Origin of the sequence: Streptomyces poonensis (genome assembly GCF_014650915.1) — a bacterium.
GTDB classification, from domain to species: Bacteria; Actinomycetota; Actinomycetes; order Streptomycetales; family Streptomycetaceae; genus Streptomyces; species Streptomyces poonensis.
In genome coordinates, this window is record NZ_BMVW01000026.1 from 41,151 (window position 1) to 63,188 (window position 22,038).

General features: G+C 69.9%; 17 protein-coding genes and 2 pseudogenes. 16 read left to right on the plus strand and 3 right to left on the minus strand.

All coding sequences use genetic code 11. The annotated features are described in order from the left end of the window. Positions 1 to 33: 33 nt before the first annotated feature. Positions 34 to 2,025 carry a KedN5 family methylcobalamin-dependent radical SAM C-methyltransferase gene (locus IE242_RS35610; RefSeq protein WP_229859911.1) on the minus strand — a complete coding sequence of 664 codons (1,992 nt, stop codon included), beginning with the start codon at positions 2,023 to 2,025 and terminating at the stop codon, positions 34 to 36. Positions 2,026 to 2,386: 361 nt separating this feature from the next. Between IE242_RS35610 and IE242_RS35615 the strand changes: the two genes are divergently transcribed. From IE242_RS35615 to IE242_RS35645, 7 genes are all read left to right on the plus strand, one after another. Then, positions 2,387 to 3,382 (plus strand): methyltransferase, encoded by a 996-nt coding sequence (locus IE242_RS35615; protein WP_229859912.1) that lies wholly within the window; start codon positions 2,387 to 2,389, stop codon positions 3,380 to 3,382. A gap of 34 nt (positions 3,383 to 3,416) precedes the next feature. Further along, on the plus strand, positions 3,417 to 4,799 hold the full coding sequence (locus IE242_RS35620) for a DUF6002 family protein (protein WP_189866921.1): 1,383 nt from the start codon (positions 3,417 to 3,419) through the stop codon (positions 4,797 to 4,799). After that, a complete protein-coding gene (locus tag IE242_RS35625; protein ID WP_189866922.1) occupies positions 4,796 to 5,893 on the plus strand; it encodes a potassium transporter TrkA in 1,098 nt (365 codons plus the stop codon). Before IE242_RS35620 ends, IE242_RS35625 begins: the two co-directional genes overlap by 4 nt. Continuing rightward, a complete protein-coding gene (locus IE242_RS35630) occupies positions 5,890 to 7,023 on the plus strand; it encodes a GNAT family N-acetyltransferase (RefSeq protein ID WP_189866923.1) in 1,134 nt (377 codons plus the stop codon). Before IE242_RS35625 ends, IE242_RS35630 begins: the two co-directional genes overlap by 4 nt. Then, positions 7,020 to 8,381 carry an ATP-grasp domain-containing protein gene (locus IE242_RS35635; RefSeq protein WP_189866924.1) on the plus strand — a complete coding sequence of 454 codons (1,362 nt, stop codon included), beginning with the start codon at positions 7,020 to 7,022 and terminating at the stop codon, positions 8,379 to 8,381. The genes IE242_RS35630 and IE242_RS35635 overlap by 4 nt, the downstream gene beginning before the upstream one ends. Beyond that, on the plus strand, positions 8,378 to 9,298 hold the full coding sequence (locus IE242_RS35640) for a TauD/TfdA dioxygenase family protein (protein WP_189866925.1): 921 nt from the start codon (positions 8,378 to 8,380) through the stop codon (positions 9,296 to 9,298). Before IE242_RS35635 ends, IE242_RS35640 begins: the two co-directional genes overlap by 4 nt. Before the next feature lie 110 nt (positions 9,299 to 9,408). Next, positions 9,409 to 10,650: an MFS transporter gene (locus IE242_RS35645; RefSeq protein WP_229859913.1), complete on the plus strand. Its 1,242-nt coding sequence runs from the start codon at positions 9,409 to 9,411 to the stop codon at positions 10,648 to 10,650. Between the two features lie 199 nt (positions 10,651 to 10,849). Here the strand turns inward: IE242_RS35645 and IE242_RS35650 are convergent. After that, positions 10,850 to 11,346 (minus strand): annotated as a pseudogene (locus tag IE242_RS35650) (IS701 family transposase); the annotation flags it as partial. Positions 11,347 to 12,115: 769 nt separating this feature from the next. On the opposite strand from IE242_RS35650, the pseudogene IE242_RS35655 reads away from it, so the two are divergent. From IE242_RS35655 to IE242_RS35685, 9 genes and pseudogenes are all read left to right on the plus strand, one after another. Beyond that, positions 12,116 to 12,853, plus strand: a pseudogene (locus IE242_RS35655) (IS110 family transposase); the annotation flags it as partial. 450 nt (positions 12,854 to 13,303) lie between these two features. After that, positions 13,304 to 14,464: a site-specific integrase gene (locus IE242_RS35660; RefSeq protein ID WP_373299673.1), complete on the plus strand. Its 1,161-nt coding sequence runs from the start codon at positions 13,304 to 13,306 to the stop codon at positions 14,462 to 14,464. Positions 14,465 to 14,468: 4 nt separating this feature from the next. Next, positions 14,469 to 14,801 carry a helix-turn-helix domain-containing protein gene (locus IE242_RS35665; protein WP_189866928.1) on the plus strand — a complete coding sequence of 111 codons (333 nt, stop codon included), beginning with the start codon at positions 14,469 to 14,471 and terminating at the stop codon, positions 14,799 to 14,801. An 856-nt stretch (positions 14,802 to 15,657) separates the two neighbouring features. Then, the gene (locus IE242_RS35670; RefSeq protein WP_189866929.1) at positions 15,658 to 16,611 is read left to right on the plus strand and encodes a flavin reductase family protein; all 954 of its coding nucleotides are present in this window, start codon (positions 15,658 to 15,660) and stop codon (positions 16,609 to 16,611) included. Positions 16,612 to 16,622: 11 nt separating this feature from the next. Then, the gene (locus IE242_RS35675; protein ID WP_229859914.1) at positions 16,623 to 17,768 is read left to right on the plus strand and encodes a fatty acid desaturase family protein; all 1,146 of its coding nucleotides are present in this window, start codon (positions 16,623 to 16,625) and stop codon (positions 17,766 to 17,768) included. Between the two features lie 169 nt (positions 17,769 to 17,937). Continuing rightward, a complete protein-coding gene (locus tag IE242_RS35680) occupies positions 17,938 to 19,344 on the plus strand; it encodes a GMC family oxidoreductase N-terminal domain-containing protein (RefSeq protein WP_229859915.1) in 1,407 nt (468 codons plus the stop codon). Positions 19,345 to 19,401: 57 nt separating this feature from the next. Then, complete coding sequence (locus IE242_RS39390) at positions 19,402 to 20,043, plus strand: DUF6230 family protein (protein WP_373299677.1); 642 nt, start codon at positions 19,402 to 19,404, stop codon at positions 20,041 to 20,043. Beyond that, positions 19,931 to 20,266 (plus strand): DUF6114 domain-containing protein, encoded by a 336-nt coding sequence (locus IE242_RS38400; RefSeq protein ID WP_229859924.1) that lies wholly within the window; start codon positions 19,931 to 19,933, stop codon positions 20,264 to 20,266. The genes IE242_RS39390 and IE242_RS38400 overlap by 113 nt, the downstream gene beginning before the upstream one ends. Positions 20,267 to 20,450: 184 nt before the next feature. Beyond that, positions 20,451 to 20,816 (plus strand): hypothetical protein, encoded by a 366-nt coding sequence (locus tag IE242_RS35685; protein WP_189866931.1) that lies wholly within the window; start codon positions 20,451 to 20,453, stop codon positions 20,814 to 20,816. Between the two features lie 57 nt (positions 20,817 to 20,873). Here IE242_RS35685 and IE242_RS35690 read toward each other — a convergent pair whose 3' ends face one another. Further along, the gene (locus IE242_RS35690; protein WP_189866933.1) at positions 20,874 to 22,001 is read right to left on the minus strand and encodes an SDR family oxidoreductase; all 1,128 of its coding nucleotides are present in this window, start codon (positions 21,999 to 22,001) and stop codon (positions 20,874 to 20,876) included. Between the last annotated feature and the right edge of the window lie 37 nt (positions 22,002 to 22,038).

The window sequence follows — 22,038 nt, forward strand, 5'->3', positions numbered from 1 at the left end:
CTCCGTGGAGACGCTCGGTGTGTGCCCTTGGGGTCAACCGCAGCCGCCCCGGACGCTGCCTCCTTCGCCGGTCGCGCCGGTCGCCGGGCCGCCCGCGTTGGCGTTGGCGAGGATGTGCTCCTTCGTCATCCCCATGAAGTGGATGACGATCTCGTGGTTGGTCGACGTGACCGCGGACTCCGACCCGGTCCGGTAGTAGAGGTCGAGGACGCACGGCGAGGGGGAGAGGTCGGGTTCCCGGTCCGCGCGGAGGGCGGCGACGATCGCGGGCACGTCATAGGCCAGCCGGACGTCCCTGCGTACGTAGTACTGCTCGTCGCGGATGACCTCGACGGGCAGTTCCTCGTACGCGGTCCCGGAGTGGTCCGGGCGGAAGACGGGCTGGGTGAGCAGGTCGTAGCGGAACACCTCGTCGAGGACCGGCCGGAACCGCTCGGGCACGAAGGGGCGGACCGCCTCGTCCCACCAGCGGTGCAGCAGCCGCACGGCCTCCGGATCGGTGTAGAAGTAGCTGATCGCCGCGCCGAAGGACTCGGTGCCTCCGACGGCGGTCGCGCAGTACTCCCGTAACGGCACGGCCGCCGGATCGTCGGCCTGCGCCATCCAGTCACCCAGGTTGGTCAGCACCTGTGACTGGGTCAGGCCGGCGAAGTGCCGGAGCGAGCCCCAGATGTGGCGGAACACCGCGTTCTCGGCGACCACCCGGGCCCAGAACAGAAAACGCTGCATGTACTGGTTGTCGGCGAAGGTCATGGTGTTGTGGGCGAGCACGTACTCGAAGTCGTCGCGGTCGCCGCGGGTCGCCGTGATCCCGAAGAGCTCCTTCTTCTCCATGTAGTCGGTGTTGGGGAGTAGCAGGATGGGGTAGACGGCAATCCTGGACACGCGCCGGGCGAGGCGGTCGTAGCCCTCCATGAAGGACTCCACGGTCTCTCCGGGGGCGCCCCAGATCAGCTCGGCGTAGCAGTCGAGGCCCTCCCGGTCGAGCCAGGCCGCCAGATCTTCCCACTCGTTGACCTTCATGTTGCGCCGGTTCATGGTCTCCAGCGCGCTGTCGCTGAGGGTCTGGAGGGCCAGCGTGAAGGAGCTGTGCATGCCGGCCTCCTTCATCCGCTGGACGATCCTGAAGAACGTCTTGGACTTGTTCTTGGCCCAGGAGGTCTCCAGGGCGCGCGGGAAGCCGTAGGTGTCCCGGGTCTCGATCAGCGCCTCGACGAACTCGAGGTCGCCCGGCAGCAGTCCGAAGTTGGCGTCGCAGGCCACAATGGTGTGCACCTTGAGCTTGGCGAACAGTTTCAGCTCGCGGCGGAGCCGCTCCGTGGAGAAGGCGCGGACCTTCTGGCCGACGGCGCCGCCCCAGTAGCAGAAGGCGCACTTGTAGGGGCAGCCGCGGTTGGTCTCCATCAGGGCCACGTCGTACCGGAACTCGCCGTTCTCGTCGGTCAGTTCCAGCGCGCCGGTGAGGAAGGGCGAGGGGATCTGCTCGAGGTTGTCGAGGCGCGGGCGCTCCTCGGTGGTGACGACCTTGCCGTCCGGCGCGCGGTAGGAGATCCCGGCGACCGAGCCGAGGGCGTGCCGGTCCGCGCCCGTCAGCCGGGCCCGGACCAGCTCTCTGAACGTCAGCTCGCCCTCCCCGTTGACCACGACGTCCACCTCGGGAAACATCCGGAAGACACGGGCCGCCTGGTTGGTCACATGGGTGCCGCCGAACACGACGAGGCCTGCCGGGTTGAGCTGTCGGAAGGTGGCGGCGAGCGCGCCGAAGGACTGGTAGTTCCACCCCAGTACAGAGAAGGCGAGAATGTCGGGCGGGCCCTCGCTGAAAAGCGCGTTGGCCATGACCGCATTCGTGGTTCCGCCCCGGAAGTTCTTGATGGAGACCTCGATGTGGGGGCTGATTTCGTCGTCGGCCATGAGGGTCGATTTCAGATATCCGGAAGCCAGCGGCATCGACTCCAGTGGCATTTCCCAGACGCCCTGCTGCACCAGGAAGATGGTGGTTTTGCGGTCTTCGGAACCTGTCACGCGTGCTCCTCGCATCGAGCGTCGGAACAAATGAAGATGAGTCGCAGGTTTCGCGCCGTTTCCTTATGCTCAAGGGCTGTTGATCTCGATGTCAACCCTGTCGGGCTGCCTGGTCGGGGAGGACTGCAGAATGGCTTGTTTCACCCGACAACTTGTTGCTCGGCATATCATTTTCGGCCTCGAAACCCGAAAATCGGTCATTCTGTGCCGGTGTGAGCGTCGTTGACCCTGTCCGAGATGGCGTGTTAGCCTCCCCGAGGTCTTGTCGATCTCAACATCAGTCACACCCTTGAAAGGGGCCATTTAGCTGATGGGCGATTCGCAAGAATTTGACCGCGTATACGAAAGATTCCAGCTCATCGTGAACGGGCCGGCGCTTTTCAACGCCGTCGTCACGGCTCTGGAGCTGGATGTGCTCCCCTTCGTTTCACGCCACCCGGGTGCCACCTTCGAGGAGCTGCGGGATCACGTCGGAATCGAGCCGCACAAACTGCGCGTGCTGATGCTGGCGTTGTGCGCCACCGAACTGGTGGAGCGGCGCGACGGCGGATACGTGAATTCACGGGTCGCCGAGGAGCATCTGGTGACCGACAGCCCCGAGGGATGGCGGGACACGCTTCTCGGCTGGCGGAAGTTCCAATACCCGGCCTTCCCGCACCTGACCGACGCCCTGCGGACCGGAAAGAACGAGGCGGCGCTCGCGTCCTATCCCGGGCCGGGAAACACACTTTACGACCGGCTGGCGAACGACCCGGAACTGGTGGCGAGCTATCACGACTCCATCGGGCCGTTCACCCATCTCTTCGCCCACGCACTCCTGGACAACGCCGAGATCGCCGAGGTCGGCCGACTGCTCGACGTCGGCGGCGGCGACGGCACGACCGCGATCAAGTTCGTCCGGCGGCACACACACGCCACGGTGACCATCTTCGACATGCCCAGCGTGTGCCGGCACGCCGAGAGCGGACTCCCGGACGATGTGAAGGGCCGGGTGCTGACGTACCCCGGGGACATCTTCGAGGACGACTTCCCCGGTGGCTTCGACGGCATCCTGTTCAGCCACTCCATGGAAGTCTTCTCCCCCGAGCACAACGGCAGGCTGCTGGCGAAGGCCTACGAGGCGCTGCCCCCGGGCGGGAAGATCTTCCTCTACAACATGTGTGCCCCCGACGACGAGAACAGCGGACTGCTCTCCGCCCGGCTCTCGCTCTTCCTCAACGTCCTGGCGAGCGGCGAGGGCATGGCCTACCCGCCCAAGGACTACGAGCGGTGGCTGACGGAGGCCGGCTGCGACAGCGTCCGCTCGTACACCGGGCTGCCGTATGAGCACGCGCTCGTCGTCGGCGTCAAGGGATGACCACCAAGCCACCCAGCAGGGGAGGACCCCGACGATGACGTCGCCCCCACGTCCGGCCGGCACCGAGACCACGTCCGGCAACCTGATCCTCGATCACTACGAGTGCTTGCCCGCAGTGGTGGCCGCTTGCGTCACCGACCCGAGTCCCCGCCTCGAGGCCGAGGGGTTCCGCCCCGGCTTCGCCTTCCCCGCGCTCGACCCGGCCACCCGCGCGTACTACTCCGCGGCCACGGCGCGCTGGCAGCCCCTCGGGACGTACCGGGACCGCCCGCTCACCCTCCTGGACCTCACCGGCAACCCGGCGACCGGGACGACCAAGACGTTCGCTTCCCTCCTCATCGTTGCGCGAGCCGTCGAACACATTCGGCGCACCGGCACACCCGTCATGCTCTTCACCCCGACCTCGGGGAACAAGGGCACCGCACTGCGCGATGCCGTCCTGCGCGCCCTGGAAGCCGGCCTGGCCGAACCCCACGAACTGCGGATCACCACGCTCGCCCCTCTGTCCAGCCACGCCAAACTCCGCCGCTCCCGACTGTCCACGGACAGCGAACTCCAGGCCCTCAACCCCCTGCTGCTCCTCGACTCGGAGCGGCCCGAGGACGTCAAGCCCCTCGCCCGCGCCTTCGCCGACGCCCGTGCACGGGCCTGGGCGCGGGAGACCGGCGGACGGCTGTGGTTCTCCCTGGAACTGGAGAACTACCTGATCGCCGACGCCGCCCGGGCCTTCTTCGAGAACCGCGTCGACCCCTGCGACCACGGCCCCAGGAGGCTGCACGCGCACGCCGTCTCCAGCGCCTTCGGGCTGCTCGGCTACCACCGGGGCCGTACCGTCCTGGAGGAGTCCGGCGAGTCCTCGCCCGAGAGCCGGCCCGCCTCCCTCCTCGTGCAGCATCTCAACACCCCCGACATGGTGCTCAGCTGGAAGTACGGCAGCTTCGACCGGTCCAGGCTGCCCCGCTACACCCTCGACACGGCCACCGGGCTCCACGTCCAGCACGAGGACCCCTCCTTCCCGCGGACCGTGCACCGGCTCGACGAAGTGCTCGACCCGACCTTCTACACCCAGCGCCCCGCGACCTCCCCGGCCATGAACGAGCTGATCGGCCGACACGGCGGGGCGGGCATCGTCGTCTCGCTCCAGGAGTGCCTGGAGCGCTATCCGCTGGTCTTCGGGCTGCTCGCCGACACCGCCGCCCGGCTCCCCGACGACCCGCGCACCCTCACCGAGTGGTCGCTCGTCATGGCACTGACCGGCGTCCTCAACGCCATCGACCGCGACCTTGTCGGCGACGGCCCCGTCGTCGTCCACGGCAGCGGCACCTACGCCCGCGGCGACTACGACGCGGTCGGCGCCGCCGACTACCACGTGGTGCACTCGGTCGAGGACGTGGCCGCCGCGGTGTGGAAGCGTTGAGCGGCGCGCCTCACCTGGTCGTGCTGGGCACCGGGTCGCTGGCCCGTTCGGTGTGCTGCTCGCTGGCCGCCACCCGGTCGGGCCCGCTGCGCGTCACCGTCGCGGGCCGCGACGTGCGAGCCGCGGACGAGATCGCCTATCTGGCCGGAAGCAGAGCCCTGCTGTCGGGCGCACCCATCGACTTCGACGCGGCGTACGTCGATCCCGGCAGCCCCGCCGTCACGGAACTGCTGGCCCGCACCAGCCCCCGGCTGCTCGTCGTCTGCGCCTCCTCCCAGTCGCCGTGGGAACGCACCCGGCACCCCAGCGCCTGGACCGACCTGATCGCGGAGGCCGGGTTCGGCCTCACCCTGCCTCTGCAGGCGGAGATACCGGTACGGGCCGCCCGCGCCGTCGCCGACGCCGCCCCCGACACCCTGCTGATCAATGCCTGCTTCCCCGACGCGGTGAACCCCCTGCTCAAGACACTGAACCTGCCGGTGCTCTGCGGCATCGGCAACGCCGGCCTGGTGGCGGCATCTCTCGGCCACGCCCTCGGTCTCGGCCCCACACCCCGGCTCAAGGTCCTCGCCCACCACGTCCATCTGCACCCGCCCGCCGACCCCGCCGACGAGGCGCGAGCCTGGCTCGACGGCGCACCCCTTCCCGACGTGACCGCACTACTGACCCGGCAGCGCACCACCGACCGGGAGCGGCTGAACCTCGTCACCGGACACACCGCGGCCCTCCTGATCGCCGCGCTCGCGCACGGCCACACGCTGTACACCTCGCTCCCCGGCCCGCACGGACTGCCCGGCGGCTACCCCGTGACGGCGCGCGACGGCACGCTGACCCTCGACCTTCCGCCGCTCCTCACCGAGCAGGAGGCCACCGAATGGAACCAGCGCGTCGGCACCGGCGACGGAGTGACTGTCCACGACGGCCGGGTCCGCTTCACCGGACCGGCCCAGGCAGCCGTCACCGCATACGCCCCCGCCCTGGCGGAGGGCTTCGCGGCCACCGCGCTCGACGAGGCACAGACGGAACTGAAGACCGTACGCGACCGGCTGCGCCGGCGTGCGGCACGGCCTCGGCTGGAGGAACGATGCCCTTGAGCGCACTGTGGGACGGCCTCGGCTATCGCTGGCGCAACGGCGACGGACGCATCGTCCTGGGCGCCCACCGCGCCGTCGACGCCCTGCACGGTACCCGCCCGACCGGCCTCGTCTCCCACACGGCCGAGGGGGAACTGACCATCGGCTGCCGGGGCCCCGCGGAGAGCGTCGGACTGACCCTGCCGTTCCTGGAGGAACGTCGCGAGCCCCACGCGGGACCCGCCGTCCGCCGGACCACCGGTGCCGCGGCCCTCACCGCCACCCCCGATCTGCTGGTGCTCGCCTGCACTGCTGCCAAGGCACGACGTCTCCCCAGCCGCCAGGCGCTGCTGCTGCCGCTGCGCCTCTCGCTCCAGGTCCCCGTCGGCGGCGGCACCGCACCCCTGGAGCGGGTGTCGGCCAAGGACCGCGGCCATTACCGCCGTCAGCGCACCCGCCGTACCTGGACCCTCGAACGCGCCACAGGCACGGCCGACTTCGACTTCTTCTACGACCGTATGCACCAGCCCACCATGGCCCACCGGCATGGCGCCGCCGCCCGCTCCGAACCCCGCGGCAGTGCGTACTCCTGCATCTTCCGCGGGGGAGCCCTCCTCTTCCTGCGCGACTCCGGCACCCGCGTGGCGGGCATGCTGTGCAAATGGGAGCGGTCCGGGCGCAAGCTGGTGATCCGGCTGGCCGGAGTGCTCGACGGTGACACCACCCACTACCGCTCCGGCGTCTCGATGGCCTTGTACATCGAAGTGCTCGACTGGGCCGCCCGCCACGGCGCGGACACCGTGGACCTCGGCGGCTGCGAACCCTTCCTCAGCAAGGGCACCTTCCAGTTCAAGCGGAAGATCCACCCAGAGGTCTCACTCCCCGCCAATCACTGGGGCGGGCAGCGGATCTGGCTCCGGGCGCGCCGCGACAGCGAGCCGCTGCGCGACTTCCTGGTGAGCAATCCGCCGGTCGCCGTCGACGGCCGGGGGACGCTGCGGCCCGTCTACTTCCACGACCACGACCGGCCGCCCCGAACCGGCCTGCGCTGGCGGACCCCGGGTCTGGCCGAGCCGCGGTTCGTCGACCTCGACCAGTTCCTCGCCGGCGCGCTCCCCGCCCGGCCGGACCGACGGAGGGAGTACCGGTGACCGAACGGGCACTCACCCGCCCCGGCACCGCCCGGTCCGCTCTCGTACGCCGCTGGCCGGTGTCCGAGGTGCTCCGGACGCTTCAATACGAACTGCGCGACTGCGGCACCCGTATCGAGACCGAGCGGGCGCCCCTGGAGCCGTTCGTGCTGCCCGGACCCGCGTACGACGAGTTGTTCACCGCCGCGACCGGGCTGCTGGCCCTGCTGCGCCGCGCGGTGCTGGAGTCGGCGCCGACCCGCGCCGGGAGACTGGCGGCGCTCGGACTCGCTCCCGACGGCGACGACTACCCGCTCTTCACCGACGATGACCCCTTCGAGGAGCGCTACTGCGCCGCGATGGCCCGCCCCGACGTGATCCTCGGCCCGCAGGGCCCGCGGTTCATCGAGTTCAATGTGAGCGGCGCGTTCGGCGGCCCCGCCGAGACCCATCTGCTGTCCCGCGTCTGGACCGAGGTGTACGGCGGCCACGACGGCGCTCCGTTCACCGGCCACGACCCGTTGGAGGCGCGCGCCGCCTTCTTCGACCAGGTTTGCCAGGACCTCGGGCTGCCGCGTGCGGTCGCCCTGGTGGGCAGCCCCTACGAACAGGACCAGGCGGCCACGTCGCGTTACTACGACATCGAGGTCGACGTCCTGCGGCGCCGCGGTCTGCGCGCCGAGTTCTTCGAACCGGACCGGCTGCCCCATGGCCTCGGCCTGCCCGAACGGCTGGACTTTCCCGTCGGCCTGCGCTACTTCGCCACCGCCGACTGGACCAGCCGCGGCCAGTCGCTGGACCCGGTGCGATCGGTGCTGGCCGCGGGATGCCTGCTGCTTCCGCCGCAGAGCAGCTATCTGCTCGCCAACAAGAAGGTGCTGGCCTGGCTCTCCGAGGGGCTGCCCTGGATGACCGGGGCGGACCGCGCGCTCGTGGGGCGGTACGTCCCCTGGAGCAGAGTCGTGGGCGACACCAAGGCGGACTGGCACGGGCGCACGTTCGACCTGCCCGAACTCCTCCTGTCCGCCAGGGAACGGTTCGTCCTGAAGAAGGCCATCGGCATGATGGGCCGCGAGGTCCTCATCGGCCTGCTGAGCACTCCCGCGCAGTGGGCGGCCGAGCTGGAACGCGCCCTCGCCGAGGGGGACACGATCGTCCAGGAGTACACCGAGTCGGTGCCGTACGAACTGGAGATGTGCGACGCGTCGGGGACCCGCGCCGAACGGGTCGCCGTCGCTCCCGTTCTGAGTCCCATGGTGTTCGGTGGCCGGCCGGGCGGCTGCTACGCCCGCTACTTCCCCTCGGGGGAGAGCGGTGTGGTCAGTGTCTACGGGCAGGGCGCAATGGAGAACGCCGTACTGAGAGGAGTACAGAGGTGACACGGAGCACCGTCGAACAGGGCACCGGCCTGCGGGTCAGGCGCCTCACGGGCAGTATCGGCGCCGAGGTCACCGGCGTGGACGTCCGCGCGGCGGACGGCGCGACGGCCGAGGCGGTCGCGCGGCTCGTCGAGGAACACGGAGTGCTGTTCTTCCGTGGCCAGTCGACGGATCCGGCTGACCTGACCCGGTTCGCCTCCCTGCTGGGCCCGCTGCAACCCGCCCACCCCCTCAAGCCCGGACTCGCCGGCCATCCGCATGTGCTGGCCAACCAGACGGGCGGGGTGACCGCGGAGGACACTCGCTGCCGCGACCGCTACAACCGGCATGCCACCAACTGGCACGTGGACTGCACCTTCCTCCGCGACGTCCCGGTCTACTCACTGCTCCAGGCCGTGACCGTGCAGCCGTTCGGCGGGGACACCCTCTTCGCGGACCTCGCCGGCGCTTACGACGGCCTGGCCCGTCCCCTGCGAGACCTCGCAGACCGGCTCAGCTGCCCGCACGACGCCAAACTCCTGTACAGCGACTGGCTGCTCCCCGGCCACGACGAGGAGAGCAGGAACCGGCTGCTCGCCCTGCCCGTCGTCACCCACCCCCTGGTGGCCGTCGCCCCGGGAACCGGCCGCAAGTCGCTCGTCCTCAACCCGAACTGCGTGACCGGCATCGACGGGTTCTCCCAGTTGGAGAGCAGCACCCTGCTGGACCTGTTCCTCGCCCACACCCTGGTCCCTGAACGCACCGTCCGCTGGAAGTGGGACGAGGGTGACATCGCCGTCTGGGATAATGTGCGGCTGCTGCACAACTATGTACTCGATCACGGCTCGGGTGAACGGCTGATTCAGCGTGCGATGGCGGGCGCCGCCCCGCTCGTCGGCCCGGAGGGCGGCACGAGCAGGGCACTGCCGGCTGTCTGAGCCGCCCCGGAAGCCGAGCGACCCCGATTGACGGAGCCGAAGTGGACGAAACGAAACCCTCGAAGCGCACACCCCGCCGACGCTTACTGGCCGACACCCGTCCTTTGAGGGTGTCCCCCGAGTACCGCCGGCTGTGGGTCGGGCAGTCGCTCTCGGCGATCGGCAGTCAGATGACGGCGGTGGCACTGCCGTTCCAGGTCTACGCCCTCACCCACTCCACTCTGGCCGTCGGCGCGCTCGGCCTGACCACGTTCGTCCCCCTGGTCGTCATGGGGGTGCTGGGCAGCACTCTGGCGGACGCCTTCGACCGGCGCAGACTCGTCCTGATCACCAGCAGCGGCCTGTCCGTCGTCGCTCTGCTACTGGCCGCACAGGCGGTGCTGGACCTGCGCAATGTGGCGCTGCTGTACACGCTCTCTGTCCTGCACTCCTGTCTGTTCGCCCTCGACCAGCCCGCCCGGCGGGCCTTCATCCCCCGGCTGCTGCCCGCGGAACACCTGCCCGCCGCCGGCGCGCTGTCCCAACTCTCCTTCCAGGCCAGCATGACCGTCGGACCGTTGGTGGCCGGTGTCGTTATCGCGACTGCAGGCCTCGAGACGGCCTATGTGCTCGACGCCGTCACCTTCCTCGTCGGCCTGTACGCCGTGCTCCGGCTCCGGGCGATGACCCCCGAGGGCGGCGGCCCGGGCCCCGGTGTGGCCGCCGTGGTGGACGGTGTGCGCTTCGCCCGTCGACACCCGCTGATCGCCGCCGTGTTCCTGGTCGACCTGAACGCGATGGTGCTCGGCGCACCGCGCGCCCTCTTCCCCGCTCTCGCCGAGACCCGCTTCGACGGCGGCTCGCAGACGCTGGGCCTGCTCTACGCAGCCCCTGCCGTGGGAGGGATCCTCGCCTCCGTGTTCTCCGGGTGGCTGGGCCATACCCGTCGCCAGGGCAGGGCGATGATGGCGGCGGGCGCGCTCTGGGGCCTGGCCCTGATCGGCTTCGGGCTCAGCACCGCCCTGTGGCTGGCACTGCTGATGCTGATGGCCGCGGGCGCATGCGACGTCGTCAGCGATGTCTTCCGGACCACGGTCCTTCAGGTCAGCACACCCGACCAGCTGCGCGGCAGGCTCAGCGGCCTGGACTTCGTGGTCAGCGCGGCCGGCCCCCGGCTCGGCGAACTCCGGTCGGGCGCGGTGGCCCAGTTCACCTCCCCCGTGACCGGAGTGGTGAGTGGCGGCGTCTCCTGCGTCGTTGGGGCGGTGATCCTCGCCTGCGCGTTCCCGGCGCTGCGCCGCTACGACGCCCGGTCCGCCACGACCGGTAAGGCAACGGGGGAGAAGGAGAACGAGGCGGCTGTGCAGGGCTGAGCTCGGCTATCACACGAACGACGGACTGCCCCTCGAAGCCGACCGCGCCGCCGCCGGAGCCGGGCGGAGCGGTCTCATGCGGGCCGTCGCAGAGGTGCGGCCCCTGCCGTGCGCAGAACTTCGAGTGCCGGGGTACCGGGATCATTCGTGGGCGTTGATCGTGCCGGCCCTGGAGGACCGGCTCCGGCTCCACCCCTGGCTACCGGTGGTTTGTCAGGGCGGGGGCAGGTAGGGGTTGAGTCGTTGGCCGTGGCTGACGGCGTCGATCAGGTCCGGCAGTGGTGCCGGCGGGGGCGTGCTGGACCAGGCTTTCCACCAGCGTTGCAGCATGATGGCCGGGGTCAGCCGGCTGCGGCCGGCCCGCGGAGTCTGTGGCCAACGGGGCCGCCGGGCGGCCGGATGCCCCCTCTCTGGCGGCGGGTCGGGGGCCGGGGGCAGACCGGCATGCCGGCAGAAGGAGAACGCGCGGTTGACCAGGGTCCGACGGCGGCGGATCGCGCGGTCGGTGCGGATCTGGGAGTCGGCCCAGCCCAGCTCGTCCTTGACCTGCTTGTGGCTCTGCTCGATCCAGTCGCGGACGCCGTGGATCCGCACCACCTCAGCGAGATCGGCGGGCGCGTGAGGCGACTCGGCGACTCGTGGGCCGCCGTGGCGGGGCAGGTCGGTGACCAGGTACCAGGTGCTCTTCTCCGGCAGGCCGCATGCTGCGGGGCCGGGGCGACGGCGGCCGGGCGCGGTGCGGGCAGCCTGACCGGGGCCACGGGCGCGGTCCTGAGCGGCGGCAGCCTGCCGGGCGCGGACCTGCTCCCACTCGTGCACCTTTGCCCATGCCCTGGCCGTCAGGTCCTGGTGCGACTGCTGCCGGGTCGCCGCTCCACCTCCGAAGCCCCGGGCACCGCGGCGTCAACAGCCACGTCTTCGCCCGGCACACCCTGGACGGCGCCGAAGTCGGGGCCGCCCTGCTCGACTGCGTGGTCCGGCTCGGCCGCCTGGCTGCCCGGGCGCAGCCAGGCGGCCCGGGCACCGCAGATGACGCTGCGCTGCGCCGGCGGGGCCGGCTGGGGAAAGATCCGCCGCCTGACCGCGGCCTCCGCGTACGACGACCTGCGCGCGATGGCCTACCGGCTGCTGGGCCGCCGCCGGCCTCCAGCGCTCCCGCCTCACCGGCATCGCCCTCACCGCCCAGGACCTGGCCGACGCCGACCCGGTCGCCGAGCAGCTCAGCTTGTCCTACCGTTCTGACGCGGGCCCACGCCGGTCATTCGTAGGATCGGTGAGCCCGAGGACTCCGGGTATGGGAGTGAGCTTGTCGCCGCTCGATGGCTGAAAGGACTTGGCCGACCGGAGCCCGTGACGGTCACAACCGCTCATTGGGATACGCGACTTGATCGCTGTGTCGCTGTGTAGGACAACGTCGGCAAGGCCGTCCGCGGGACCGCAAAGCGAACAGCTGACGGAGGCGGCCATGTTCACGATCTGGGCCGGGGTCGACGTAGGCAAGGAGCATCATCACTGCGTGGTGCTCGACGCCCAGGGCGAACGGCGGCTGTCGCGCCGCGTCGGCAACGACGAGCCCGAGCTGCTGGAGCTCATCCGGGAGGTGCTCGCACTCGCCGACCGGGGCGAGGTGCTGTGGGCGATGGACACCAATCACGGCAGCGCCGCCCTGCTCATCGGGCTCCTGCTCGACGCCGGGCAGCCGATGGTGTACCTCACCGGCCTGGCCGTCCACCGCGCCTCGGCCGGCTACCGCGGCCAGGGCAGGACCGACGCCAAGGACGCCCACGTCATCGCCGGCCAGGCCCGCATGCGCCAGGACCTCGGACTCTTGCGGCTCGGCGACGAAACCGCCGTCGACCTGCGCATCCTCACCGGCCGCCGCCTCGACCTCGTCAACGACCGTACCCGGCAGATCAACCGGCTGCGCGAACAGCTCCTAGAAATCTTCCCGGCACTGGAGCGGGTCCTGCCCCGCAAGGGCCGGGGTCCGGTCATGCTGCTGACCGGCTACCAGAGGCCGGGCGCGATCCGCCGCACCGGTGTCCGCCGCCTCGAATCCTGGCTGAGCAACCGGGGCGTCAAGAACGCCTCCGAGCTCGCCCGCGCCGTCATCGAGGCGGCCGAAGCCCAGCACATCGCGCTGCCGGGCGAGCGGCTCGCGGCCTCCATGGTGGCCCGCATCGCGAAGGGTCTGCTGGCTGTCAGTTACTTATGTAGTTGCAACATGAGGAGGCCCCTGACCTGTGATGCGCTAGTTCCAGCTACAGGAATTCGATGGGCTCTGAACTGCAGTGATGGCAACTATCGTTGTTGGATCATGCCGCTGACCTGCGATGCGGTAGATAGGTAGAGCAACGTTGCAACTGCATTCGTAAAGCCCCTGATTGCGAGGGAGTGTGGACAGGTCGATCGTTTGTCGTGTACATCCCCATGGGGGCCTGCCTGGGGCCGCAGGAGGACAGGGGCAACACGATGACGAGCCCTACCCGGACCATGTCGACGGCGTTGCTGATGGCCTGGGCGGCGGGCGAACCCTCACTGCGCGAGCACGAGGGACAGGTGTCAAGGCCGTAGGCGAACAAGTCACCTCAAAGTGTAGGAATCTGACGAGCACTCTCGGATTTCAGGAGTTCTCTCGGCAATCTGCCTGTCTGTGACGGATTCCGGGACTCGCCGCTTCTCCCTCATCACGGGCGGCGATGTCGCTGCGCAGAACCGGCCTGGCAGGTACCGTGAGCCCGAGCCGGGCCTGGCTGACGTCCTGACGCTGCAACGGCAGAGCGCGGCGACCGTGTCCGCTGAAGCCGAGCGCGCGCTCTTCCAGGACTCTCTCGCTGAAGACGTGTGGGCGCGGGATGTCGCGGGGCTGTCGCCCCGGACCCTGGAAGCGCTGGTCCAGCCGGTGCTGGAGATTTGCGCCTACTACGACGTCATGCCGTGGCACCTGAGCTCGCGACAACTGGACGGGTACTTCGCGGGCCCGGGCAAGCGGCCGCGTCCCTCCACGGTGCGATCGAAGAACGCCTTTCTCGAGCAGCGGTATGCCGGTGAGATCAATCGCCGGTTCGGAGCGGTGGTCGAGTCACCCGTCGACGCGTTCAACCGGCCTGTGCACCGGGGGCACTTCGGGCTGCGGATCCCGCCGTCGGCGAGGGCGACGAAGGAATTCTTCGCCGCGTGGCGCGAGGCGCTGCCACGGGCGCGGAAGTACCCGGTGGCGGTCCGCAGCTACGTGATGTCGAAGGTGGCGTACATCTCCGGGGTCCGGGCGGCGGAGCTGCGCCCGGTGCAGCTGGGGGACGTGCATTGGGAGAACGGACAGTGGGGCCGCTTCCTGGTCCACGGCAAGGGGGCCGGCGGTTCCGGACCGCGGGATCGCGAAGCGTTCCTCTTCGCTGAGGGACGCGAACTGTTGTGGTGGTATGTCGAGGAAGTGAGGGGTGAGTTTGCGGATGATCCCAGTGATCCGCGTGCGCCGCTGTTTCCCTCCGAGCGGCTGGCGAAGTCCCTGGCCGGCATAGAGGGCCTGCCCGCGCCTCCGGTGGTGCCGGACACTTTCCGGCGCGCGCTGAAGATGGCCTCGCGCGAGCATCTGCGCGGCCCGGTCAGCGTGCTTTTCCCGCATCTGCTGCGCCACGCCTGCGCGACCCACAACTATGAGGCGGGGATGCCGTTGTGGGACGTGCAGGTCTTGCTCGGTCACGTCTTTGCCTCCACCACGGTCGGGTATCTCGCGACCGCCCAGGGAGATCCGGAGCGGGCGAGCTTGGAGTCGTCCCGGCGTGCGGTTCGCCGGCTGAGTACGGAGGCGTGAGTCCGTGAAGTGGAATCTGCGCTGGGCCGCGGCCAAGCGGGACATCTGGCGCCCGACGCAGCTGCAGGCGGCCTTCTGGGACGTGGGGTTCACGTCGTCCTTGAGCAAGGTGGCCGCGCTGTGGTCCAACAAGCCGGTCACCATCCGGCTGGAGGGCCTTGACATGATCTGCGCCGCCCTGCAGTGCCCGGTCGCGGACCTGATGGAGGCCGAACCGGTGGCCGCCGTCGAAGACCGCCCCAACACCGAGCAGCGGGCTGTTGGAGACGGCGGTCCCGCTCGCCCGGCTCCGCGGCCGGGCGGTGGCGGACCCCGCCGCCGGCTCCCGCCGAACTGATGGGAGTCAGCCATGATCAGGGGCTTTCGACTGGTGGGTTCGTGCCGCACCTGTGCGAGCTGGGGAGCGGTGAACCAGGATGCCCTGTGCCTGCGGTGCGCGTGGGCCTGGCGGCGCGTGCCCTCGGGCCGCGACGGCTGGAGCGACGCCCCGTGCCGCCGCTGCGCCTGGGTCATGCCCGTCACCCGGGCGGGCGTGTGTCTGCCCTGCCTGCTGGCGGTCCGCCTGGGTGAGGAGAATCCCTGGGCTCAGAGCGAACTGCACGGAGAGACCCTGCCCTCGGGGCGGCCGCGCCAGCTCACCCTGTACATCGGGCAGGTCGCGCTGCCGGAGGCCCGACCGCATCATCGACGAGGCGCGCCACAGCGCCGACCCCCTCCGGCTGATGGACTCTTCGGCCTGTCCAGCCGCTCCGCTACCAGTTATGTCCTGTCGGCACACCCAGACAAGGGGGACGGCCCCATCGTCCCGTAGAGCACCGGTCGGATCAGCTGGTCACGAGCACCGCTGGTCGGAACCTTCTGCGGGGTGCTCAGAAGTGTCGCGGACCACGATGCGGGTACGCTCTCCAGTTCGCGCTTCGTCGCCGTACGCGGTCGCGCGTACGCGTAGAGTTCCGATGTCGCATGGCGACCACGCGTTCTCGCTCTGGCTCTCCCCTCACCCTCGCCTCCGGCACATCCTCCCGAGGAGCCCCTGTGAAGCCGTTCCGCCGCTTGTTGACCTCGCCGCTACTGAACGTCCTGGCGGCGCCGAACGGCGTTGACCACTACCTGGCTGCTCTCAATCCCATGTGGTCGACGTGCGAGATCCGGGCCCGGGTCACCCAGATCCAGCACCTGACACACCGGACACGGTGACGCTGGTCCTGCGGCCCAACGCCAACTGGCGCGGCTTCGAAGCGGGTCAGTACGTCCGTCTCGGTGTCGAGGTGAACGGTGTGCGACGCCATCGGTGCTTTTCCCTCGCCTCATCGGCCCACCGCAAGGACCGGTCGATTGAGATCTCGGCGAGAGTCAACCCTGACGGGATTGTGTCGCCCTACCTCAAGCACCGCGCGACGACCGGCGAGATGTACACCGTCTCGCCCGCACAGGGGGAGTTCACCCTGCCCGAGCGACGGCCGGCACACTTGCTGATGATCGGCTCGGGAAGCGGCGTCACTCCATTGATGTCAATACTTCGTACTCTGCACGACGAGCACCATTCGGGTCGAGTCACGTTCCTGCACTACGCACGTACCGAAGCGGACATGCTGTACCGGGACGAACTCGAAGACATGACCCGACACCGCCCGCACCTCACCGTGGTGCGCGCATACACCGCTCAACGCACGGGAGGAGACCTGTACGGGCACCTGTCGGAGGAGCATCTCGCTGCCGTCGGCGTCGATGTCGTCGATGTCGCAGCGGCCGACGCGTACGTGAGCGGGCCGCCGGATCTGGTGGAGACGGTTCGCGGTATCTGGACGGCGCGCGGCTTGGCGGACCGGCTGCATACCGAGAACTTCGCGGCGCCGGTCGCCCCGACCGCTGCGCCAACGACGCACTCCGTGCCGCACGCCAAGGTGATCTTCGCCCGGAGCGGGGTTTCCGCCCCTGCCGCCGGCGTCTCCCTCCTCGAACTGGCCGAGGCCAGCGGTCTGCGGCCGCCCTTCGGGTGCCGTCAGGGCATCTGCACGACATGCACCAGCCGCAAGCTCGGCGGGACTGTACGTCACCTGCTCAATGGTGAGGTGTCGCATGTGGAGGAGGAGCAGATTCGGCTGTGCGTGTCCGCACCGTACGGCGACGTGACCCTGGACCTCTGATTCGGAGAAGCATGCGTACCCCCATCATGCCCGTTCCGCGCCTCACTTCGGAGCAACTCGATGGACTGGCCCGTGACTTGGACGCCGTCCGCGACGCCGTCATGGCCGATCTCGGCACACCGGACGCCGAGTACATCCGTCGACTGTTGCGCTTGCAAGGCCGGTTGGAACTCGCCGGACGCGCCCTGCTCTATCTGGGGTTCCTGCCGCCGGTGTGGGTGGCCGCCGTCGTCTGCCTGGCCGTCTCCTCGCTGTTGAACAGAGAAGAGATCGGCCACAACGTCCTGCATGGCCAGTACGACTGGATGGGCGATCCCGCTCTCAGCTCGCAAAACGTCGAGTGGGAAGGACTGGCGTCCTCCAAGGACTGGCGTCGCTCACACAACTACGTACATCACACGTTCACCAATGTGCTCGGCAAGGACCGGGACATCGGATACGGGATCATGCGTGTGAGCCCGGAGCAGAAATGGCATCCCTACTACCTTGGGAACGGCCTGTACGCGGCCCTGCTCATGCTGCTGCTGGACTGGGGGTTCGCGCTTCACGACCTGGAGGTCGACCGGCTGTTGCGCCGCGAGCGGGCCTGGTCGGAGAACCGCGAGATCCACCGTCGGCTGCGCCGCAAGATCGGCGTCCGCGTGCTGCGCGAGTACGTGCTCTTTCCCGCACTCACCGGCCCGTTCTTCTTCTCCACCCTCGCCGCCAACGCCTGCGCGAAGGTGCTGCGCGATCTGTGGACGTCCGCGCTCATCTTCTGCGGGCACTTCCCCGCCGGCGTAGTGACGTTCACCGAGGAGGAACTGGCCGACGAGGGCAGGGGCCATTGGTATTACCGCCAGCTGCTCGGTACCGCGAACTTCGACGGAGGCAGGTTGTTCCAGATCATGACCGGCCACCTCGGCCACCAGATCGAGCACCACCTGTTCCCTGACATGCCCTCCCGGCGCTACCCACAGATCGCCCCTCAGGTCCGTGCGGTCTGCGACAAGTACGGTCTGCCGTACAACACCGGGCCGCTGCACAGGCAGTTCTTCAGCACGTGGCGGAGCATCCTCAGGCTGTCGCTGCCGAGCCGTGTGGTGACGCGTCGGGGAGCCACGTCTCGCCGACTTGGGCGGCTGCGGGTGCGCACTGACACGGTCGGCCGCAGGTAGGTGACTTGGCGCTTGAGGGCTCGTTTTCCAGCTGCTGCGCCCGAGGACCTCTTCAGCAGGTCCGGCATAGCCGCCCCCCGTCGCACTATTTCGCGTCCACGTCCGTGCCTCATGCATCACATGTGGAGGCCCTGTGCCCTTGTCCCGTCGTGCTCTTATCGGTCTCGCCATGAACGGCTCGCTGGCCGGGCTCGCCGACACGGCCGCCGCCCAAGGCGGCGGCCGCTCAGCCGGCGACAGCCGCCGCGGTCACTTCCGCGCCATCGTGATCGGGTCCGGTTCTGGGGGGTCCGTGGCCGCCCTGCGTCTGGGCCGGGTGGGGGTCGACACGCTGGTCCTCGAACGCGGCCGGGAATGGCCCGTCGCCCCTGAGCGGCCGGTACTCGGCTCCGCGCACGGGATCACCGACACCATGTTCTGGCGGCGTGCCACCGCCCGGTGGCCGGCGATGCTGCCGGTGCCCGTACGGCCGGGTACCGGTGTCATGGAGGTGTCCCAGGAGTCCGGCCTGGACATCGCCTGCGCCGCCGCGGTCGGCGGCGGATCGGTGGTGTACACGGGCGTCACTCTCGCGCCGCCCCGCCGCTACTTCGAAACCCTTTACCCTGCCGGGCTGCGCTACGACGCGTTTCTTCACACCTGCTTCCCCAAGGTTCGCGCCATGCTCGGCGCGAGCACGCTGCCCGGTGACATCTACCGTTCGGCGCCCTTCACCCACTCACGGGTGTGGGACCGCCAGGTGCGACGGGCGAGCTGGCGCACCTTCCCTCTGCACTCGACCTTCGACTGGTCCGTTATCCGCCGTGAACTTGCAGGTGGCGCGCCCTTGTCGGCGACTGTGGGCCAGTCCGACTTCGGCTGCGGCAACGGGGCGAAGAAGTCCCTCACCCGTAGCTACCTGCCTGCCGCGGTGGCCACCGGCCATGTGCGGCTGCGTCCCCACCACGAGGTGGTCTCGCTGCGGCCGAGGCGGCGCGGCGGGTATCTCGTGGGCGTGCACCGGCTGGACACCGACGGTTCGGTCGTAGGGGAACGGGAGTTGAGCTGCGACATGCTGTTCGTGGCGGCCGGGACGCTCAACACCAACCGCCTGTTGGTCGCCGCGCGGGAGCGGGGCGACCTTCCCGACCTGTCCGCCGGTATCGGCACGGGGTTCGGCGACAACGGCGACCAGCTCAACCTGCGCAGCCAGCCCCTGGTCTTCCACGGCGGCAGCCAGGCGGCACCGAGCGCCTCGGCGGCCTTCCTGCACCATGAGTTCGCTCTTCCGCCCCTGGTCGAGAACTGGATGCTGCCGTCCTGCGAGGCGCTCCCCGCCGTGGTGAGTTTCGGTGTGACCGTGGACCACGACCACGGTGGCCGCTTCCGCTACGACCGTGCCGCCGGGCGCGTCCACCTCTCCGACTGGACGGGCGACAAATCCGCGGCGGCCGCCTCGGCCATGCACTACTACAGCACCCGGGTCGCCCTCGCCAAATCCTGGCTGCCGGGCAACGTCGGAGGCGCGAACCCCTCTTTGACGATCGCCGCGCTGGCGGAACACGCTCTGGCCGGGATCGTCGCCGCCGGTGGCTGAGATCCGGGGCGCCCGCGCTCGTCTCCTCCAGTGCGCGACGTAGGTGACGGGCCGCCAATGGACCGGTGTCCTGCGTTGAGGAGGCTGAACGCGGGACACGTGTATTGCTGCCCGCCGTCAGAAGGGACGTGCGGCGGTCGGCCGCGGTGTCGTGGCCACGGTCCCCGCGGCCAACGCGGGCACGGCGCAGGAGACCAGCGCGAAGCGCTTCCAGTTGGTACGGCCGCGGCGGGTCCGCCCGGCCCGGCGCATGGCTCATCTTTCTCGGCCCATGGGGCTCATCACGCGGCGGGCGTCGTCGGGATCGACGACGCCCGCATTCAGGGTGCGGACCAACCGGTGCACGCCAGCGGCACGGGGCTCAACCTCACCCGCCTCACCGGGGACATGCGTTTCACATCCGTGGAGATGGGCCGCGACGCCGCCACCCTGGACGGTTCCGGAGCGCGGGGTGTGGCCGGTCCTACGGGCAGCCGGCGCGCGCTCACCGTGCACGATCTGCGGCTCAAGGCATGCTCCCTGACGGCCGGGACCTTTTCGCTCACCGGGCCGACATGCCCGTACGGCGAGGTGTGCGGCTGTGCGCATGACCCCTGTGTCGCGGCCGGTCACGGCCTGCCTTCTCGTCACCGCTGCCGGTGTCGAGCTCGGGGCGTTCCCGCTCGGGCGCCCCTCTCTGTTGAGTCTGCAGGCAGCTAACGCTGGCAGTGCCCTCTTCGTGGCGTCGGCCCTGCTGGGCTGCGCCGTGCGTCTGTGGACGCGCCCGGCGACCTCCAGATCGAGTGGCGCGGCGGTCAGGCTTCTGGGGCTGTTGTCCTACCCGTTGGCCAATCTGGGCGGTTCCCTTCTCGGCATGCTGTTCGCACTGCTCGGCGGATCTTTCGCCTGTGCTGGGCGCCCGCCGAGGAAGCGGCCGCGGTGAAGGTCCGACAGGAAGGCTGTCCACCCTGCGGCGCTGTTGCCCGCGCCGCTCCTGCCGGTTGCGTCCTCGTGCGCGGCGCCCCCGGTCAGGGCAGGTGCCACCGTCGTGTCGCGGGCCGTACCCGCCGCAGTGGTGGCCCGGCCCGCGACCGTCCCCACGTCGTGCCCGGCGATAGGCCGAGCAGTTGACCGTCACCGGCCTGCTGTGCGGGCTGGATGCCGTCGGCGTGTGCCGAGCGGGGACCGTCGTTGTGGACGGCGCTCGCATCCACTATTCGGGCGCCGCGGACCAGGTCGGATCGTGCACGACCGCCCGGCGTGTCACCCTGTCCGGCCGCGTGCTGTTGCGGGCGGCCGTCCTGCGCGGGCGCGTCTTCGGCCTGCTGCCGCTGACCCTGTCCACGGCCGCCGTACCGCCCGTGCCCGTCCCCTACGTACGGATGAGGGATGTGCGCGCCGTCGGCCGGTGGTCTCGAGCGGAATCTGCTGTCGCCCAGAACGCCGGCGTCGCTCCCGCCGCTCGGCGTGCGCTGGGGTGCTGGGGCAGGTGAGCGGCCGGCCGCCTCGCCGTCCTGCTGTGGCGGCCGGCCGGGCCCGGTGTGCTCGGATCACACCGGCAGGGGCGCCTTCGTCGCACCGAAGGCGCGGGCGAGGTAGGCGGCGTCAATGGGTTCCGGATCCGGCAGGTCGCCCACGGCTCGCAAAAGCTGCGTGCGGTCGTAGGTGCGGCGGTGGGCGCTGAAGGCCAGCGCCGTTTCGCCCTGGCTTGCGATCAGGGCTTCCAGCGGCGTGGGGTCGGTCACCTCGGACACCAACTGCACGGAGATGCCCGCATAACGGGCCTCCAGCGCCGTGGCGGCCGCGTCTGCGGAAACGTTGTGCGGGTGCGTCACGTGCAAAGTGCGCACACCCGCCGGTACGTCCGGGCTGTCGGCTGCCCGCACCATGGCCTTCGCCGCGTACTCGGCCTGGAGCACATTGCCCTCGCCCGCGGCGTCGGCCTGGACACGGATGTGCAGGGCCTCCCCCCGAAGCCGTGCACTGGTGAGGTACCGCGTCACACTGCGGCTGCGGGTGGCACCGTCGTCGAGCAAGCGCAGCAGGGCGTCAAGTGGCTGCGCGGGCAGCCCCGGTGGAATGGCCCGGTCCGTCATGAGCAGGCTGGGCCGCAGGATGGTGGCTCTTCGGTCGTGGCGCTCGGCCCAGGCGTGTACGAGGCGTTCGGCGGTGTACTTGCTCTCGTCGTACGAGGTCTGAAAGCCGTACTCCTCGCTGAGGTCGTCCTCTCGTACATGCCCGATGGTGCGGCGACCCGCCACGTAGGCCGTGCTGACGTGGAACACATGGGCGGCGGGTGCCTCGAGGGCGAGTTGCAGGACTTGCCGGGTCCCCAGGACGTTCGCGGTGTGCAGCGGAGCGGGGTCGCCCCGCAAGTGCAGCAGCGCCGCGCTGTGCCACAGTTCGGTGAGGCCGTCGACCGCTCGCGCGCGGTCCTCGGCCGACAGTGCGAGTCCCGGCACCGTGATGTCGCCGCTGAGGAATCGCAGGCGTTCGAGGGCCCCTGGCGGCAGGGGCGGGGCGTCCAGCCAGGTCACGGCCGCCTCGGTGCGCTTTCGCAGCTGTTGGCCGTCGCCGCGGCCCAGCACATAGACGGTGTCGTCGCCCTCTCTGGTGAGCAGTTCACGCAGAATGCGGCAGCCGAGGAATCCGGTGGCGCCGGTGATGAGGATGGACACGGAGTCTCCTTCGCGCTGGGGGCCGGAGCGCGGCAGC

What these genes read in the sequence shown, in the direction of transcription:
- IE242_RS35675 (WP_229859914.1), top strand. Translation starts at nt 16,623, where the DNA reads ATGCGTACCCCCATCATGCCCGTTCCGCGCCTCACTTCGGAGCAACTC.
- IE242_RS38400 (WP_229859924.1), top strand. Translation starts at nt 19,931, where the DNA reads ATGACCCCTGTGTCGCGGCCGGTCACGGCCTGCCTTCTCGTCACCGCT.
- IE242_RS35620 (WP_189866921.1), top strand. Translation starts at nt 3,417, where the DNA reads ATGACGTCGCCCCCACGTCCGGCCGGCACCGAGACCACGTCCGGCAAC.
- IE242_RS35680 (WP_229859915.1), top strand. Translation starts at nt 17,938, where the DNA reads ATGAACGGCTCGCTGGCCGGGCTCGCCGACACGGCCGCCGCCCAAGGC.
- IE242_RS39390 (WP_373299677.1), top strand. Translation starts at nt 19,402, where the DNA reads ATGGACCGGTGTCCTGCGTTGAGGAGGCTGAACGCGGGACACGTGTAT.